This window comes from Trueperaceae bacterium (assembly GCA_036381595.1).
Classification (GTDB): domain Bacteria; phylum Deinococcota; class Deinococci; order Deinococcales; family Trueperaceae; genus DASVCN01.
Genome location: DASVCN010000007.1, coordinates 48530 through 66287 on the forward strand (window position 1 = coordinate 48530; position 17758 = coordinate 66287).

The following is a 17758-nucleotide window of genomic DNA, read 5'->3' on the forward strand; positions in this document are numbered from 1 at the left end:
GAGACAGTAACGGCCCGTACCCGAACCCCGGGTTCAGGCGCCGGCATGAGGCGACCAGCCGCAGTGGATCGAGGAACGACCGAGCGAGCGATCGCACGGCCATGCAGAAGGCGGGCCGGAACTGGCCCGACCCGCCCTGAACTCACACGCGGAAGGGGCTAGGCGCGCGCCGGGGCGTCGGCACCCTCCCGCTGACGGCGGTTTCGTTTCGGGTTCTTGCCCGACTTCTCGAGCGCCTTGAGCCCGCCTACCAGCGCGTTGTCCAGCACATCGTCGAGGTCGTCGACGGCGTGGAAGGTGAGGCTCTTCTTCAGGTAGCCGGCGATCTCCTTCATGTCGGACGTGTTCTTGTTCGGGTAGATGATGTGCTTGATGCCAGCACGCTTGGCGCCAAGGATTTTCTCCTTGAGGCCACCGATCGGCAGCACCCGGCCGCGCAGGGTGACCTCGCCGGTCATTGCCACATCCTTGCGGACGGGAATCCCCGTTAGCGCGGAGATGAGCGAGGTAGCGAGCGCGGTGCCCGCCGAAGGGCCCTCCTTGGGCGTGGCTCCAGCAGGCACGTGGACGTGGATCTCGTAGTCGTCGAGCAGGTACTGCGGGATCCCGAAACGCTCGGCGTTGCTCTTGGTGTAAGTGAGGGCGGCTCGCGCCGACTCCTTCATCACGTCGCCGAGCTGGCCGGTGAGCACCAGCCCGCCCTTGCCGGGAGTTATGGAGGTCTCGACGAAGAGGATGTCTCCGCCCACCGGCGTGAAGTACATCCCGGTGGCGACCCCCACGAGGTTCTCCTCGGCCTCGCTCTCGGGCGTGAACCGCTCGGACCCGAGGTAGCTCTCCAGGCTCCTTTCGCCGATGCGAACGCGTTTGGCTTCGCCTTCGGCTATGCGCCTGGCTGCCTTGCGGGCGACGGTGCCGATCGTCCGTTCGAGATTGCGGACGCCGGCCTCACGGGTGTAGGAGGTGATGAGCTTCGAGAGTGCAGCGTCGCTGAAGTTGATCTGGTTCGGCTTGAGACCGTTCTCATCGACCTGTCGGGGAACCAGGTAGCGCTTGGCGATCTCCAGCTTCTCCTGCTCGATGTAGGAGGAGAACTCGATCGTCTCCATCCGGTCCATCAGCGCCTCGGGGATCTGCTGGGCGTAGTTGGCGGTCGCGACGAAGAGCACCTCGGAGAGGTCGAACGGTACCCCCAGGTAGTGGTCCACGAACGAGTTGTTCTGAGCCGGGTCGAGCACTTCGAGCAGCGCCGATGAGGGGTCGCCCTGGTAGGAGATGCCGAGCTTGTCCACCTCGTCCAGGAGGAAAACCGGGTTCTTGGTGCCGGCCTGGCGGATGCCCTGGATGATGCGGCCGGGCATCGAGCCGATGTAGGTGCGGCGGTGGCCGCGGATGTCCGACTCGTCGCGGGCGCCGCCCAGAGAGATCCGCACGTACTCGCGACCCAACGCTTTGGCTATCGACTTGGCTATCGAGGTCTTGCCGACCCCGGGAGGTCCGACGAAGAGGAGAATCGGGCCCTTGTTGACCTCGTTCTCGTCGAGTTCACCGCGGGCGGCGCGTTCGGCCTTGAGCTTGCGCACGGCAAGGTACTCGAGCACCCGGTCCTTGACCTTCTCGAGACCGTAGTGATCGTCATCGAGGATGTCGGCGGCCTTCTCCACGTCGAGCGCATCTTCGGAACGTTCGTTCCAGGGGAGTTCGACGATGGTGGTGAGGTAGGTACGGATCACCGAGGCCTCGGCCGAGTCGGGGTGCATGCGCGAGAGCCTGTTCAGTTCGCGCTGCGCCTCCTTCATAACGACTTCGGGCAGGTCGAGTTCGTCGAGTTTCTCGCGGAACGCCTCGACCTCATCCTCGTCATCGTCGCTGCCGGAGAGCTCCTTCTGCAGCGCCTTGATCTGCTCGCGGAGGAAGTACTCCCGCTGATTGCGGTCGATCTCCTCCTTGACCTCCTTCTGCAGGCGCCGCTGGGTCTCCTGCAGTTCGATCTCGGTGTCGATGAGGATGAGCACCCGGCGGAGCCTTTCCGCTACGCTCGCCGCCTCCAGTACCGCCTGCTTGTCCTCGAGCTTGAAGTCGAGGTGGTAAGCGACGTAGTCGGCGAACTGGCCGGGGTCGTCGAGGTTCATGATGAACTGGGCGACCTCTTGCTGGACGGCCCGCCCGTTCTCGATCATGTCGGCGAACTTCTCCTTGAGCTCGCGGAAGGCGGCCTCGAGTACCACCGTATCGCCTTCGGGTACCTCGACAGGGGTAACGTCGGCCTCGATGAGCCCCCCGCTCAAGCGGTAGCTGTCTATCTTCACTCTTGCGAACGCCCGGACCAGCATCTGGATCGAGCCATCCGGGTTCTTCTTCATCCGCATGATGTTGCAGGCGGTGCCGGTGGTGAAGAGATCGTCGGGAGTAGGCTCTTCGACCTCCCGGTCGCGCTGGCTAACGATGACGATCGTGCGGTCACGGTCCAGGGCCGCGTTGATCGCCCTGATGCTCACGGCCCGCCCGGCATCGATGGGCATGACCATGGTGGGGTAGAGAACCGAGCCGCGGACCGGGCACACCGGTACGGGCGCGGAGAAGTCGTGGCTGTTATCTGCTTCTGACATCACTCGCTCCTAACTGGACAAGTGAGTTGCGTATGTCTGATTTCGCGCGGAAAATCTGAGTCGGCACCTGTCAAGTTTACAGGATGGCGGGCGATACGGTCCGATCCCATTACACGCCCTCGCCGATCAGAACCGCGGTGCCGGTACCCTACCCGGCGGCGGTCCCCCAGTATAAGTCGCGGAGGTGGGCATTCGGTAAGCAGGCTCAACGACAGGGGCGCGGCATCCCACCTGCCTGCGCTTGCTTATCCCTAAGACGGCTTCTGGAGCCGAGCCGGGCGGCCTCCACCGCGCAGGCGATCCTCACACCGGTTATCGTTCTCTCCTCGAGTCCGGAAGGAGGCGCCGTGTCGCAATCGCGGAGGCGAGTGAGGTACCAGGTCGCGTGCAGTCTGGACGGATTCATCGCCGGCCCGGAAGGCGAGTACGACTGGATCCCGGAGGAGCCGGACTTCGACTTCGCCGCGCTATTCGGTCAGTTCGACACCCTGCTCGTGGGCCGCAAGACCTACGAGGCGGTCCCCGGGATGGTGGGGGACTTCCCCGGCAAGGAGATCGTCATCTTCTCCACGACCCTGCGCAAGAACGATCATCCGGGGGTGACGATCGTGGGTGCCGACCTCGCGGGATACCTGGCCGAACTGAGGAGCAGGCCGGGGAGAGACATCTGGTTGTTCGGTGGGGGAGAACTCTTCCGCACCCTGCTCAAGATGGGACAGGTCGACACCGTCGAGCCGGCTGTGATGCCCGTTCTGCTGGGGCGGGGCCTCAGGTTGTTGCCGGAAGCACCGGGTCCGTGGCGTCTCGCGCTGAAGGGCCAGCGGAGCTATCCGAAGAGCGGGATGGTCTACCTCGAATACTACGTCGTCTACTAACGGTTCAGTCTGCCTCCCGCAGGGTCATCGATGCGAGGAGCAGCAGCGCCACGGCGTACCCGGCGAGGATGGCGAAGTTGCCCCACGCGGATTCTCGGACCGGTGAGGGCACGATCATCTCCTGGATCACGTTATTGGCGTAGAGCATCGGGAAGGCGTGGCCCACCGCCTCCGCCCAGCCAGGAAGCTTCTCCACGTCGACGAGGAAGCCCGAGAGGAACACGGAGGGAAGGATGATCAGCGGCACGAACGGTAGTACCTGGCCCTCATGACGGGCGAAGGTAGAGATGAAGATGCCGAGCATCACCGAGGCGATCGCCAGGAGCCAGATGACCGCGAAGAGAGTGGCCAGAACCGAGCGTTCGTAGTCGAGGCCGAACAGCCAGATGACCTCGGCGAGGGCGACCACCGCCTGGAAGGTGGCGAGGCCGAGGTAGCCGATCAGGTAGCCGCCGATGATCTCCGTTCGCCGGAAGCCGTTTACGAACATCCGCTCCAATGTTCCTCCCGTCCGCTCCTGCACGAGCGCGATCGCACAGAGCAGGAAAGACAGGAAGTGCACTATGAAGGCGGCAGCGGGGATCGCGAAGCGGTCGCTCCCGAAGCCTGGGGGGAAGGTGTCGAAGAACAGCTTGAGCAGGTAGATGATGAGCAGGGGCGCCATTATCGACAGCGCCAGGAAGCGGGGACTGTTGAGAAGCTGACTGACGACGCGTGCGGCCACAGCCAGAGTTCGCCTCACCGGTTTTCCTCCTGGTCGATCAGCGAAAGTACGACGCTCTCCATCGGTTCGGCGTCGATGCTCACAGAGGTGACCTCCCGGCTCAGGCCGTGCGCGTGCAGGCTCTTGGCCACGTCGCCGGGATCCGAGACCACGGTCTGCAGCACCTCGCCGTTCCGCTCGACGACGAGTCGCACCTTCCCGCGCCTCAGTATGGCTCCGGGTGAGTCGCAGGCGATGATCCTTCCTTGGCGGAGGATCGCGATGCGGTCGCAGAGTGAAGCCTCCTCCATCAGGTGGGTGGTGACGAACACCGTGGTGCCGTTCCCGGCAAGCTCCCGGAACTGTTCCCAGAAGCGCCTGCGAAGCTTGGGGTCGACGCCGGCGCTCGGCTCGTCGAGCAACAGCAACTCAGGTTCATGCACTAGAGCGGCGGCGAGCGAGGCGCGGTGCTTCATGCCGCCCGAGTAGGTGTGGACCGGATCGTCGGCACGTCCGCTCAGATCGGTGAACTCGAGGACTTCGGCGACGCGCCTGGAGAGATCGACGGATGTGTGCGCCGAACCGAAGAAGCTGACGTTGGCCCGCGCGCTCAGGTCCTCGTAGAGCACGGATGACTGCGGCATGTAACCGATCCTCTGCCGCAACCTCGCGCGCTCGTCGTGAGGGTCCAGCCCCAGGACTCGGACTTCTCCCGCCGTTGGCCGTAGGCTCCCTACGAGTGATTTGATCAGTGTCGTCTTACCCGCGCCGTTCGGACCCACCAGGCCGAAGATCGCACCTTCCGGGACCTTCAGGTCGACTCCGCGCAAAGCCTCGATATCGCCGTACCGCTTCACCAGGCCGTTTATCTCGATCGCGTTCATCGGTGGTCCTTCCGGCCCCGTTCCAGGCCTTGGAGGAATGTGTCGATAGAGGTACGAAGATGCTCTTCGTCGGATGGTCCACCTTCGAGCAGGGAGGGGAGGAAAACCCGGCCGAGGAGTTGCGGCAGGAGCATGCCCACGAAAGCTCGAGCGGCTGCACGAGTGTCGTGGTCCTCGAGCCGGCCCAGTTCGACCTGCCGGCTCAGGTAGTTCTCGAGGAAGCCGATCACCCGACCCGGCCCGATCTTGACGAACATCTCGGCCAGCTTCTCGTGGCGGAATACTTCCCCGGCGACTAGGCGGATCAGCTTCTGCCTTCGGCTCCGGAACTCGAACAGCCCGGCACCGAGGCGCATCAGGACCAGCCTGGGAGGCTGGTCGATGAGCGAGTCGGCGTGGTCGATCAGTTGCATGAAAGGCGCTTCGAGGGCCTGCGTTTCGACTACGGCAGTGAACAGGGCGTCCTTATCGGGGAAGTAGTGGTAGATGAGGGCGGGGGAGGCCAACTGGGCCTTCTTGGCTATGCTCTTGATGGTCGCTCCCTTGAAGCCCTTGGCCGCGAACTCCTCGAGCGCCGCAGCGACGATCTGCTGGCGCCGGTTCGACTCGTCCGTCATCTGACGGGTCGAGTACGCGATGGCCGAGTAGCCAAGCGAGCGGTGTCTGTCCGGAGATGATAGATCGCGACGCCAGGTAGCGGCTTGATTGAACGTTCAATCATCGTTCCGATCGTACGGTTGATTGAGCGTTCAGTCAAGCCGTCCTCCTTCGACTCTGCATCGAGCCGAAAACAGGTGAGCCTCTCGGGTGATAGCTTTGTTGGATGCCAGACGTCAAGAAACGGCTCGAGGAGGCGCTCGCCAAGGCGGTAGCGGGTCTCGGGGCGACTGCTGCCGATATCCAGATCCAGCCGGTACCGGAGAACAAACCGGGCGACTTCGGCTCGCCGGTCGCCTTCGGGCTCGCCCGCACCCTTCGCAGGAACCCTGCGGCGATCGCCCAGGAACTGCTCGAGCGGCTGGAGTTGCCGGAAGCGGTGTCGCGAGCCGAGGCGGCCGGCCCCTACATCAACTTCTTCCTCGACCCCGCCAGCTACGTTCGCGGCGTAGCGACCTCCCGGCTCGAACTCGAACGGAAGGGCCGTAAGGCGATCGTCGAGCACACCTCGGTCAACCCCAACAAGGAAGCGCACGTTGGACACCTCCGGAACATCGTCCTGGGCGACTCTTGCGCTCGCTTGTTGAGGGCCGCCGGGTACGAAGTCGAGGTCCAGAACTACATCGACGACACCGGCCGTCAGGCGGCGGAGAGTCTTTTCGCCATCGACTACTTCCAGGCTCGCTACGACGGGTCGAAGAAGTACGACCACTGGCTGGGGGAGCTCTACGTACGCCTGGGAGAGGCGAAGGAACAGGACGGCGAGGCGATCGAAAGAGGCGTGTCGGAGGTCATGCACCGGCTCGAGCGCGGCGAGCTGCGCGACGAGGTGGCCAAGGTGGTGCGCTCTCAGCTCGAGACCTACTACTCGCTAGGCGCCGAGTACGACCTGCTGGTCTGGGAATCGGACGTCGTCCACAGCGGATTCCTCGCCCGTGGGCTCGACATCCTCAAGGCAAGTCCCAACGTCTTCGAGGCAACCGAGGGCAAATATGCCGGCGCCCTCGTGATGGACGTGTCGCAGTTCCTGCCCGGCCTCGAGGAGCCGCTGGTGGTGCTCGTGCGCAGCGACGGGAACGCCGTCTACGTCGCCAAGGACGTTGGCTACCAGTTCTGGAAGGTGGGGCTGTTCGGTGGGCTCAAGTTCAGCGAGTTCGACGACCAGCCTTCGGGCAAGATCCTCTATACCAGTTCGCCGGAGGGCGAGGAACATCCCGACGGCCGCACCTTCGCTCACGGCGACGAGATCATCAACGTCATCGACGTGCGACAGTCGCACCCGCAGACCATCGTAAGGACGGCCCTGAAACTCTCGGATACGGGGCACGGCTACGAACAGAGCCATCACCTCGCCTACGAGGTCGTGACCCTGGAGGGGCAGGCGATGAGCGGCCGGAAGGGGATAACTCTGTCTATCGACGAGGTAGTCGCCGAGGCCACCAGGCGGGCCCGCGCCATCGTCGAAGAGAAGAACCCCGGGTTGGAAGCCATCGACGAGGTCGCCAGGCAGGTAGGCGTCGGCGCGCTGCGGTTCGGGATGCTGAAGAGCGAAGCCCGCAAGATCATCGACTTCCGCTGGGAGCAGGCGCTTTCGCTGCAGGGAGACTCGGCCCCTTACGTCCAGTACGCTCACGCCCGCGCCAGCTCGATACTCCGCGCGGCTCGAGCGGCCGGCATCGATATGAGGGACGCGGACTGGTCGCAGCTGAGCGCCGTAGAGGTGAGATTGGCGCAGGAGGTGGCACGGCTGCCCGAGGTGATCGAGGACGCCTCCCGCGGTTTGGCCCCCCACGTCGTCGCTCAGTACGCTCTCGATCTGGCTACCGCCTGGAACTCCTACTACAACCATCGTGACGAGCACGGCAAGCCCGACACCATGGTGATGCGAGCGGACCCAGGGCTTCGCGAGGCGCGACTTCAGCTGGTCGAAGCGGTAAAGGGGACGCTCGCAACGACGCTCGAACTGTTGGGTATCGAAGCGCCGGTCGAGATGTAGGGTAAGGAGGCCCACGGCGGTCTTCCGGCACACCGGGAACCGAGGGATTCAGGAGCGGAACTGATGTTGGAGATCGGAGCGATCGTGTGGGGCGTCAGAGATATCCCGAGAGCCGTAGAGTTCTGGAGCAGGGCGCTGGACTATGAGCTTCGCCGGGAGCCCGAGGAGGATTGGGCCATCCTGATCCCCAAGTCCGGGCCGGGCGTCCAGCTCTCCTTGAACCTGGTCACGTCGCAGAAACCGAAGCGGCACCACATCGACCTGTTCACGCGTGATCAGGAGGCCGAGGTGCAGCGGCTTCTGGGTCTGGGCGCGACGCGGGTCGACTGGCGTTACGAGCCCGGGGCCGACTACGTCGTGCTCGCCGATCCCGAGGGGAACACTTTCTGCGTCGTGCAAAAGTAGAAGGGGTCAGATCAGCTTCATCTCGATGCCCTCGCCCGCATCGGGCCTTTCGAACCGCGGCATGAGCACCTCCAGCATCTCCAGGGTGATCTCGTAGGTCGCCGGCGGCAAGTTCCGGTTCCGATCGGCTAGTCTCGAGCGCAGCACTTCTTCGGGCGGATCGAGGAAGTAGAGAACCGGTCGAGCGCCCGATTCCCTGGCGCGACGCGCGAACTCGAGCCTCTCGGCTCGCTTCCAGAAACCGAAGTCCAGGACCACGTTGGTACCTTGAGCCAACAGTTGTCGCGCCGTGCTCCAATGTAGGTCCTTGAGCCGGAGCAGCAGGTCGTGGAGCTGAGCCGGCGGAGGCGTCTGGCCCAGTAGCGACAACGCCCAACTGTCCAGATCGAGAGAGATGGCAGGCAGACCCTCAGCTAGTTCTCTCGCCAATCGGGTCTTCCCTGAACCCGGAAGACCACACAGCATCGCAACCTGCGGGGCTAGCCGCTGCGATCGCACGCAAGGCACTCCCGGGAGGGCGGCAACGCACCGGCTGTTGGCCCGGGGGCGGCTGGCCTGCGGCGATTCACCGCAGCGCCTCTGCCAGCACCTCGCTAATGTGCTTCGACCGCTGACCGGTACCGTCCCTTATCTGATGACGGCACGAGAAGCCGCAGGCGACCGTTTCCCCCCGATGCTCCCTCACCGCGGGGAAGAGACGCTGTTCGCCGATCGCCATCGAGACGTCGTAGTGGCCGTAGCCGAACGAACCGGCCATGCCACAGCAGCCCGAGTCGACCTCGTGCACGTCGCTCGAGACCCATCCGAGCACTGCCCTGCTGGCGCCGGTGCCCAGAATCGCCCGCTGCTGGCAGTGCCCGTGGAGCATCATCGGCGTACTCCCCTTCGAGAACGCATCCGCCGGCTCGAGCCGCCCCTGTGTCCACTCCCGCGCCAGGAACTGGTCGATCATCCAGACCGAATCGGCCACCGCCTCAGTGGTCTCACCCGGTACCAGATCGCGGTAATCGTCCTTGAATGCCGTAACGCACGACGGTTCGAGTCCCACCACCGGCACGCCCCTCGCGACGTACCCCTGCAGGCGTTCGACGTTCGACTTCGCCATGCGCCTGGCCTCCCGCAGCAGTCCCTTCGAGATCTGGGGCCGGCCGCAGCAGCCGTAGGGGACCAGTTCCACCTCGTAACCGAGGCGTTCGAGCACTTCGACCGCGGCCTTACCGATGTTCGGCTCGTTGTACATCGTCCAGGTGTCGGCGAACAGAGCGACGGGGCCACGCGGAGCGTCGGTACGGTCCGCTTCCTCGTGGGCCGGCTGAGGGGTGACACCGAGGGCGGTCGCGCGGCGACGTTCCCTCCCCGCGAACCAGCCGGCGAAACTCTGCCTGGCGTAGGTGGGGAGGACCCGGCGCCGGTCGACCTGTACCAGCTTCTCAACCAGCCACCGGACCGGTTTCAGCGGTAACAGGGCGTTGACGATCGGCGCGAAGACGCGGGCGACGGGAGCTACCCTGCCAACGTTCCCCATCGCCACTACCGGGAGCGGCGTGCCGTGCTCGTCGTGGTAGTGCTGGAGGAATTCGTACTTGAGCTTGGCGACGTCAACCTGACTGGGACACTCGGCCTTGCAGGCCTTGCACTCCAGGCAGAGATCGAGCACCTCGTAGACGTCCTTCGAAGCCAGGCCGCCCGGCAGCCGTCCCGTCATCGCCTCTCGGAGGATGTTGGCCCGTCCCCTGGTCGAGTGATCCTCGTCCCTCGTCGCCATGTAGGAGGGACACATCGTTCCGGTCCCGACCTTCCGGCAAGCGCCTACGCCGGTGCACGCTTCGGCGGCAGCCAGGAAACCGCCCTCGGCGGAGAAGTCGAAGACGGTGTCCAGATCCGGCTGCGGGTAATCGGGCCCGTAGCGGAGGTTCTCGGTCATCGGCGGCGAGTCGACGATCTTGCCGGGGTTCATCAGCCAGTCGGGGTCGAACGCCCGTTTGATCTCGCGGAAGTCCTCGTACAGGAGGTCACCGAAGAGCCGCCGGTTCTGGTAGGAGCGGATGAGGCCATCGCCATGCTCCCCGCTCCAGGATCCGCCATAGCGCTTGACCAGCTCGAAGACCTCCTCCGAGATCTGGCGGTACTGCTCGACGCCCTCGACCGTTTTGAGATCGAGCATCGGCCGGACGTGGATGACGCCTACCGAAGCATGGCCGTAGATGCCGATACGAACCCCGCGCCGGCGGCACACCTCGATCACCTGCGGCAGGTACTCGGGAAGGTTCTCTGCCGGGATGGCCGCGTCCTCTATGAACGGGACCGGCTTGTGCCGTCCCTTCACGGTGGCGTATATTCCCAGGCCGGCGCGGCGCAGCTCGAGGACGTCGCGCTGCTCGATCGGGGAGAGCGCCTCGTAAACGTGATAGCTGAGCTCGGTCACCTGCCGGTCGGCCCGCAACGAGCGGTAGCCGGCGAGCATCTCCTCCTCGCTGGCGCCATCGAACTCGACCATCAGCACCGCTGCCGGCTGGCCCTCGAGCCAGTGCATCAGAGGCGCCATCGCCGGGTTGGTGAGGCCAAGCTCGAACATTATGTCGTCGAGTATCTCGACGGCCGAGGGGCCGTGTCGGTTGATGTACTGGACGGCTCTGAGGGCCGAGTCGAGCGTCTCGAAGTGGAGCAGAGCGAGCATCCGGTGAGTCGGGATAGGCTGGAGCCTCAGGGTCACGTCGACGATGAAAGCCAGCGTCCCCTCAGAGCCGCACACCAGCTTCGCGAGGTTGAACGGCTTCCCGCCGGTGAACTCGTCGAGGTTGTAGCCTCCGACCCGGCGCATGACCTTGGGGAAGCGCGCCTCGATCTCGTCCTCGTGCTCGGTCACTATCGTGTGCACGGTTCGATAGATGTCGCCCTCACGGTCCGCTTGCGCGAGCTTGGCGTCGAGTTCGGGTCGCTCCAGCTGCCGCAGCTCGAGCAGGGTGCCGTCGAGCAGCATCACCGTCATCGCCACTACCTGGTCGACGGTCTTGCCGTACTTGATCGAGCGCGTCCCCGCCGAGTTGTTCGCGACCATCCCGCCGATGTTCGCCCGGTTGGTGGTGGAGACGTCGGGGGTGAACTGAAGTCCGTAGGGGGCGAGGAAGGAGTTCAACTGGTCGCGCACCACTCCCGGTTGGACCTTGACCGTGCGGCCCGCCTCATCGAACTCGATGATCTCGGTCAGGTACTTCGAAACGTCGACTACGATCGAGCGGCCAACGGTCTGGCCAGCGAGCGACGTTCCGCCGCCCCGTGGCAGCACCGACGCGCCGTAGCGGCGGGCCACCTCGAGAGTCGTGCGGATGTCGTTCGTGGAGCGGGGCAGCACCACGCCCAGAGGCCAGATCTCGTAGGGGCTGGCGTCGGTGGAGTAGAGCGAGCGGGCCTTGGCGTCGAACCGCACTTCGCCCTCGATGGCGGCGTCGAGCTCCCGCTCGATCGCTGCTATCAGTTCGTCGTCGTTGGCTGAGGGGTTGCTACTCGAACCGACGGGCTCGGCCGCCGGGCGGCTGTTCATCATGCGTCAGTATTGCACGGCTCTTTCGGGCGACCGCTGCTCCTCTGCCGAGCCGGAAGGGGCCAGCAGCACAGCAGCTGCGAACGAGAACGCCTCGTCGTCGAAGCTGATGTAGGCGTTGAGCAGCGATATCAGCCGGTAGCGTTCGATGAGGGCGTTCACGAGTGTCGGGGATGAGTGGGGATCGCGCTTCTCACCCCGCCGCACCCTCCCCAGCGAGTCGAGCAGTTCGAGTTCGGAGAGGGCGAGACGTACGGTGTCGGCCTTCTCCTTGCCGTACGGCAGGGCCGAGCCGCGCTGCAGGGCCACGAAGCCTCGCCGCACGTCGGCGACGGTGGGAAGCTGCTCGGCCGACTCTCTCGCTCGTCTTAGCGCCGGCTCGTCGAAATCGAGATAGACGGTCGCACCTGCGGCCAGCATCTCGCGCAACCGGGAGGTGGGGGCGCGCTCGGAACCAGGCGGAAGCTCCCGAAGTCGGTAGACCGATCCGGCGACAGGCGGGTCCGTGAGGGAGGCGAGCCCAGTTCCGGGCGGGGGGCTTCCCCGCCTCACCTCTCCCGTAGATCCGACGAGCGACCGATCCACGTTCGGGTGGAGGCCGAACCGTTCGAGCGTGCGGATCTCCTCGGCCACGAACTCGAGTTGCCGCTTCCCCTGCCACTCACGCTCTCTCACACTGATCGCCGCGTTCACCGGGGCGCCGACCCGCAGCGTCTCGGCCAGATCGCCCTGACGCCAGGCGACCCCCCTTAGGCCGGCGATCCGGAGTTGCAGTGTGCCCCTCTCGCGGCCGACCGCCTTGGCGTGCTCGAGCTTGTCGCAGAGGGCGAGCAGCGGGGCCGGGTGTCCCTCGCCGAACGGCTCCAGCTCACAGATCGACCTGTAGAGGTCGGCGTCGACGTCGCACGCCGACACGACCGCGTCGGCCGAGATCGCCGGGAGGGGCGCCGGGTGACGGGAGACGAACTCGAGGATCGCCTCCCGGAAAGCGGGCAGCTCCTCGGGATCGATGGCGAAGCCGGCGGCCTGCTCGTGGCCTCCGAACCGCTTCAGGAAGCGGGCGGCGCTCCGCAGCCCCTGCACGGCAGAGATCCCCGGTGTGGAACGAACGCTGCCTTTGCCGGCGGCGACGATATAGACGGGTTTGTAGAACCGCTCCAGCAGTTTCGAGGCGACGATGCCCATCACCCCCGGATGCCAGCCGTCTTCGTCAAGGACCAGGGCGGGCGCGTCACCGTCGACCTTCTCGAGTGCCTCGGCGTACATCCGGTCCTGGATCTTGCGGCGGTCCTGGTTCCTGGCATCGAGATAGGAGGCGAGCTCGCGGGCGCGCCGCTCCGAACCGGTGGTGAGCAGTTCGAGCGCCTTGTCGGCTTCCCCCAGCCGCCCCGCGGCGTTGAGGCGGGGCGCCAGGACGAAGGCCACGTCGCGGGCAGTCACCCGATCGCGGATGCCCGACATCGCCACGCTGCTGCGGAGCCCGGCCCAATTGCTGGAGGCGATCCTCTCGAGGCCGGCCTTCACCAGCGCCCGGTTCTCCCCCAGCAAGGGGGCGACGTCGGCGACGGTCCCGATGGTGGCGATGTCGGTGTACTCGAGCGGGTCCTCCAGCCCGAGCCGCCGATGGAGCGTCCAGAGGAGGTGGTAGGCGACGCCGGCTCCGGTGAGTTCGGCTACGCCCGGAGCCCTGCCCGGGGCGAGCGACGGGTGCACCACCAGGCAGTCGGGGAGTTCGTCGCCGGGCTGGTGGTGGTCGGTCACTATCACCTCCACACCCAGCTCGCGCAGGCGTGCTACCTCGGCCAGGTTGGTAATCCCGCAGTCGACGGTGATGAACAGGTCGCAGGCCTCGGCGTGCTCCTCGACGCGCTCGGGATGGACGCCGTAGCCGTCGGTCAGCCTGTTCGGGATGAAGGCCGAGACGTTCGCGCCCAGCGAACGGAGGCCCAGCAGCAGCACCGCGGTGCCGGAGACCCCATCGGCGTCGTAGTCGCCGTGGATGAGGATGCGGCGGCGTTGGCGAAGGGCGAGTTCGAGTCTCTCTGCCGCCCGCTCGAGGGTAGTTATGGCGCTCGGGCGCAGGGGCGGCGACAGCTGTTCCGCGGCTCCCTCACGTATCCCTCTGTGCCACAGCATCGAGGCGAGCAGCGGGGGCACGCCCAGCTCACGTACCAGGCGTTCGACCTGATCGGGGGGCGCAGGGGGCCTGACCAGCCATTCGGTCCGGGGGCGGGCGACGAGGGGGGCGGCTTCGATCACTTGCGCTCAGATGTTCTCGTGCTCGTCGTAGGGGTCGCGGAGGAAAGGCTCCTGGGCGCCGCTCTCCGTGGGTGGCCGGTCGGGTATCACGGGCGCCTCTTCGCCCGTTGCTGCTCCGTCCGGGTCCCACTTCTCGAGTTCCTGGATCCTGCGCCGCAACCTGCGGATCTCGCGGTTCTTCTGCACGCCTCGTACCGCAGCGGGCAGCCAGCCCAGAAGCCATCCCAGGAGGAGCGCCAGGAGGACCACGACCGCGGGCGACAGCGAGAAGAGGAAGGGCAGGAAGACGTTCACTTCGTTCAGGTCGTGGAGGAGCCACAGATAGGCGCCGGCCGCGAGAACGAGGACGATCTGAAGGAGCCTGACGGCTTTCACCAGCGAAACCTCCAAGGTGCGAGTCTACCAGGGAGGCAATCGGGCCCCGTGCGCGATACTCCCTACTCGCTCCTCCAGCGGGACTCGTCTTCAATCGAGAGTGTAGAGGTAAGCGGCGATATGCCGAGCGTCCGACTCGGTGACCCCCAGGTCCGGCATGGCCGTGCCTGGCTGGATCATTTGCGGCGCCTGGATCCAGCGCACGAGGTTATCGGGGGTGTTCGGCAGGTTCCCGGCGAGGTAGGCGCGCTCTGCGGTTTCGTTCAGGTTGGGGCCCACCTTGCCACGGGCGCCCTTCACGCCTGCCACTTCGTGGCAGGCGCCACAGCCGTACTTCTGAATGAGGATGGGCCCCATCTCGGGGTCTGCCGCTTCGAGCGTGTAGTCGGGCGTCACCTGGATGCCGCCCTCTGCCCTCTGCACCAGGACGTATCCGACGACGACGACTAGGGCCGCTACCGCCAGGCCGGCCACGACCACGCTGAACGGGACGAGACCGCGGTTCGTCTGGACGCCGCTCACGAGCCGCATGCCTCGAGGAACAGAGGTGGGAGGCCTTCGACGAGGATGATCAGGAGGAAGGCGCTGCTGAGGATGAGGCCGGTGAGGCTCAGGTAGGAGGCTGGCTGGTTCTCGTCGTCGCCCCGCCACTTCGACCACCGGCCCGCTCCCACGATGACGGCCGCCAGCGCCAGCAGGGCGGTCAGTACCGTGATGCCGAGGAGCAGGAGCGAAGTACCTTGAAGGCCGAGCAGTTGGAATCGGGGCGGGTCGACCGCGCAGACGCTCTCGGTCAGCAGGTAACTGGCCAGCAGGTGGAGCGACCAGGCGATGCCCCCGCCGAGGACGCCGAACCACATGAGGGGGCTCCCCTGATGCGCTGGTGTCCTGGCTCTCTCTCGCATCGACTCCCTCCTCATCCGCTCCCTCCACATCGCCTAAAGAAGATGTGGTGAGAGGTCGAGTACGACGTAGACGACGATTCCGGCGGCAACGACGAAGTTCCAGACGAGCAGCGCGTGGCGGACCGCAACGTAGTTGTCGCTGTCGAAATGGCCTCTGCTGGCGCGGATCAGTACGCCCAGCAGGAGGCTAAGTCCGATGAATGTGGCGAGGATGGTGACCGCCGAGATCAGGTAGACGATCGCGGCGTAGGCGTTCGCGTCGAGCGGGAAAGGCAGCCTGAGGAGGCCGTAGGTCCGGGCGGCCAGGAAGAGCACCCCGAGGAGGAGCGCCAAGGCGAGCCCGAGCGTCGAACCGCGCGACCTTCGGTTCGAGAACGACCTCAGTGCCCAGTAGCCGGCAGCGGCGCTAAGCAGCAGGCCGATGACGGCAAGGCCGGGCAGGAGTAGCTCCGGCAGCGGAAGGCCGCCCTGGGGCCACTCCGGAGAGTAGAGCCGGATGTAAAAGTAGGAGAAGAAGAGGATGGCGAAAACAGAGGCGGCACTCAACAGGAAGAACACGATCCCCCACCAGCCGGTCTCGGCCCGTCCGGTAGCGGTGAGCGGCAATCCCAGTCGGTCGTTGAGGTCATCCTCGAGCAGCCGCTCCCGCTCTGAAGGGCTGGGCCAGAGCCAGGCGGTGGTTCCGGCGACAGCGAGCAGGGCCCCCGCGGCCATCAGCCAGTAGAGCTTCACGACCGGCCCGAGTGCGATGAGGGTTACGCCCAGCGCGACGATGATCGGCGTGTAGCTGGGTCCCGAGAGTACCCAGAGGGCTTGCGGCTCGGCGCTCACGACGCTCGTCACGAGAGTGGCCCGGTAGCGGTTCGGTTCCGCCTCCAGTTCGCGGGCCAGCCGCCGATGGCGCTCGGCTCCTTCGCTCAGGTGCTCCTGCTCCCACAAGGGGTAACGACTGGAAACGACCGGCGGGGTTTCGAAGTTGTAGTTGGGGGTGGGCTCGGAGACCGCCCACTCGAGTGTCCCAGCCTGCCACGGGTTGGGCGGCGCTTTCCTCCCAGATCTCCAGGTGACCAGGAAGTTGACGACGAAGAGGAAGAAGCCTACCGCCAACACGTACGATCCGATCGTCGAGATGAGGTTGGGAACCTCGAGCCCGGTGCCCTGCTGGTAGGTGTAGACCCTCCTGGGCATGCCCAGGAGGCCAGAGATGTGCATGGGGAAGAAGGTGAGGTTGAAGCCGATGAAGGTGAGCCAGAAGTTCCAGGCGCCGATCCGCTCATCGAGCTTCCTCCCGGCGATGTTGGGCATCCAGTAGTAGAGGGCGGCGAAGATGGGGAAGACGACTCCACCGATGAGTACGTAGTGGAAGTGGGCGACCACGAAGTAGCTGTCGTGAGCCTGCCAGTCGAACGGTACTGCCGCCACCATGACTCCGGTCACTCCGCCCAGCAGGAAGTTGAAGATGAAGCCGAGCGCGAAGAGGAACGGCACGGGGAACCTCGGCCTGCTGCCCCAGAGGGTTGCGAGCCAGGCGAAGAACTGGGTTCCAGTGGCGATGGCGATCATGAAGCTGGCGACCGTGAAGAAGCTGGCCGCGAGGAGCGGTAAGCCCGTCGTGAACATGTGGTGCACCCATAGTCCGAAGCTCACGAAGCCGGTTGCCAGCAGGGCGACGACGACGAGGAGGTGGCCGGCGAGGGGCCTTCGGGCGAAGGTCGGGATGATCATCGAGATGATCCCGGTCGCCGGGATGAACATGATGTAGACCTCCGGGTGTCCGAAGATCCAGAACAGGTGCTGCCACAGGAGCGGGACGCCTCCCAGCGTGGGATCGAAGAAAGGCATGCCCAGCGACCTCTCCAGTTCGAGCAGGATGGTCGACACCAGGAGCACGGTGAAGGCGAAGAGGATCGCGAAGGCGGTTACCAGGATCGCCCAGGCGAAGATCGGCATCCGGTCGAGGGACATCCCTGGTGCCCTCAGCTTGAGGACCGAGACGGCCAGTTCGACGCCGGTGGCGATTCCCGCCAGTTCGATGGCTCCCAGGCCGAGGAGCCAGAAGTCCATGCCCAGCCCCGAGAACTCGGGTCCGGAGAGTGGAGTGTAGGCGAACCAGCCCGCGTCGGGCACCGCGTCGACGAGGAAGCTGGAGAAGAACACGATGCCGCCGAACAGGTAGACCCAGTAGCCGAACGCGGTCACTCGCGGGTAGGCGAGGTCGCGCGCGCCGAGCATCGACGGCAGTATGAAGTTGGCGAGCCCTTCGAGGAAGGGGATGACGAAGAGGAACATCATCGTCGAGCCGTGCATGGTGAACAGCTCGTTATAGGTCTCGGGGTCGAGGAAGGTGTTCTCTGGCACCGCCAACTGGGTCCGCATGAAGAGCGCCATCACGCCCGCGAGGAAGAAGAAGGCGAGCGAAGTCACCATGTAGCGGGCTCCCAGAGAGGTGTTGTTGACGGTGGCGAACCAGGACCCGATCCCACGCGGGACCTGCCAGGTTCGACGGAAGCGTTCCACCCGGGTCGACCGGTCCATCTCTACCGCCACGA

The 17758-nt window shown here is 65.4% G+C and carries 14 protein-coding genes; 3 read left to right on the plus strand and 11 right to left on the minus strand.

All coding sequences use genetic code 11. The features are described from left to right. Window positions 1-158: 158 nt before the first annotated feature. Complete coding sequence (gene lon / locus VF168_01880; protein HEX7002919.1) at window positions 159-2609, minus strand: endopeptidase La; 2451 nt, start codon at window positions 2607-2609, stop codon at window positions 159-161. Window positions 2610-2977: 368 nt separating this feature from the next. Here lon and VF168_01885 point away from each other — a divergent pair, with 368 nt between their 5' ends. Then, a complete protein-coding gene (locus tag VF168_01885; protein ID HEX7002920.1) occupies window positions 2978-3484 on the plus strand; it encodes a dihydrofolate reductase family protein in 507 nt (168 codons plus the stop codon). Window positions 3485-3488: 4 nt separating this feature from the next. On the opposite strand, the gene VF168_01890 is transcribed toward VF168_01885, so the two are convergent. From VF168_01890 to VF168_01900, 3 genes are read right to left on the minus strand one after another with little or no spacing between them, the layout of a single operon-like run. After that, entirely contained in the window at window positions 3489-4226 is a 738-nt protein-coding gene (locus VF168_01890; GenBank protein ID HEX7002921.1) for an ABC transporter permease, read from the minus strand. After that, window positions 4223-5071: an ABC transporter ATP-binding protein gene (locus VF168_01895; GenBank protein HEX7002922.1), complete on the minus strand. Its 849-nt coding sequence runs from the start codon at window positions 5069-5071 to the stop codon at window positions 4223-4225. The genes VF168_01890 and VF168_01895 overlap by 4 nt, the downstream gene beginning before the upstream one ends. Next, window positions 5068-5688 carry a TetR/AcrR family transcriptional regulator gene (locus VF168_01900; GenBank protein HEX7002923.1) on the minus strand — a complete coding sequence of 207 codons (621 nt, stop codon included), beginning with the start codon at window positions 5686-5688 and terminating at the stop codon, window positions 5068-5070. The genes VF168_01895 and VF168_01900 overlap by 4 nt, the downstream gene beginning before the upstream one ends. Before the next feature lie 206 nt (window positions 5689-5894). Between VF168_01900 and VF168_01905 the strand changes: the two genes are divergently transcribed. Both VF168_01905 and VF168_01910 read left to right on the plus strand, forming a co-directional pair. Then, a complete protein-coding gene (locus tag VF168_01905) occupies window positions 5895-7724 on the plus strand; it encodes an arginine--tRNA ligase (protein HEX7002924.1) in 1830 nt (609 codons plus the stop codon). 63 nt (window positions 7725-7787) lie between these two features. Then, complete coding sequence (locus tag VF168_01910) at window positions 7788-8129, plus strand: VOC family protein (GenBank protein HEX7002925.1); 342 nt, start codon at window positions 7788-7790, stop codon at window positions 8127-8129. Window positions 8130-8135: 6 nt separating this feature from the next. On the opposite strand, the gene VF168_01915 is transcribed toward VF168_01910, so the two are convergent. The 7 genes from VF168_01915 to ctaD all read right to left on the minus strand — a co-directional run bounded on the left by VF168_01915 (window position 8136) and on the right by ctaD (window position 17756). Further along, complete coding sequence (locus VF168_01915; protein HEX7002926.1) at window positions 8136-8594, minus strand: ATP-binding protein; 459 nt, start codon at window positions 8592-8594, stop codon at window positions 8136-8138. Between the two features lie 100 nt (window positions 8595-8694). Continuing rightward, complete coding sequence (locus tag VF168_01920) at window positions 8695-11673, minus strand: FAD-linked oxidase C-terminal domain-containing protein (protein HEX7002927.1); 2979 nt, start codon at window positions 11671-11673, stop codon at window positions 8695-8697. 3 nt (window positions 11674-11676) lie between these two features. Further along, the gene (recJ, locus tag VF168_01925) at window positions 11677-13929 is read right to left on the minus strand and encodes a single-stranded-DNA-specific exonuclease RecJ (protein HEX7002928.1); all 2253 of its coding nucleotides are present in this window, start codon (window positions 13927-13929) and stop codon (window positions 11677-11679) included. A 6-nt stretch (window positions 13930-13935) separates the two neighbouring features. Further along, window positions 13936-14319 (minus strand): lipopolysaccharide assembly protein LapA domain-containing protein, encoded by a 384-nt coding sequence (locus tag VF168_01930; GenBank protein HEX7002929.1) that lies wholly within the window; start codon window positions 14317-14319, stop codon window positions 13936-13938. A gap of 75 nt (window positions 14320-14394) precedes the next feature. Continuing rightward, complete coding sequence (locus tag VF168_01935; GenBank protein ID HEX7002930.1) at window positions 14395-14835, minus strand: c-type cytochrome; 441 nt, start codon at window positions 14833-14835, stop codon at window positions 14395-14397. Next, entirely contained in the window at window positions 14823-15209 is a 387-nt protein-coding gene (locus VF168_01940; protein ID HEX7002931.1) for a hypothetical protein, read from the minus strand. The genes VF168_01935 and VF168_01940 overlap by 13 nt, the downstream gene beginning before the upstream one ends. A gap of 33 nt (window positions 15210-15242) precedes the next feature. After that, window positions 15243-17756, minus strand: a complete 2514-nt coding sequence (ctaD, locus tag VF168_01945; GenBank protein ID HEX7002932.1) for a cytochrome c oxidase subunit I — start codon at window positions 17754-17756, stop codon at window positions 15243-15245. Window positions 17757-17758: the final 2 nt, after the last annotated feature.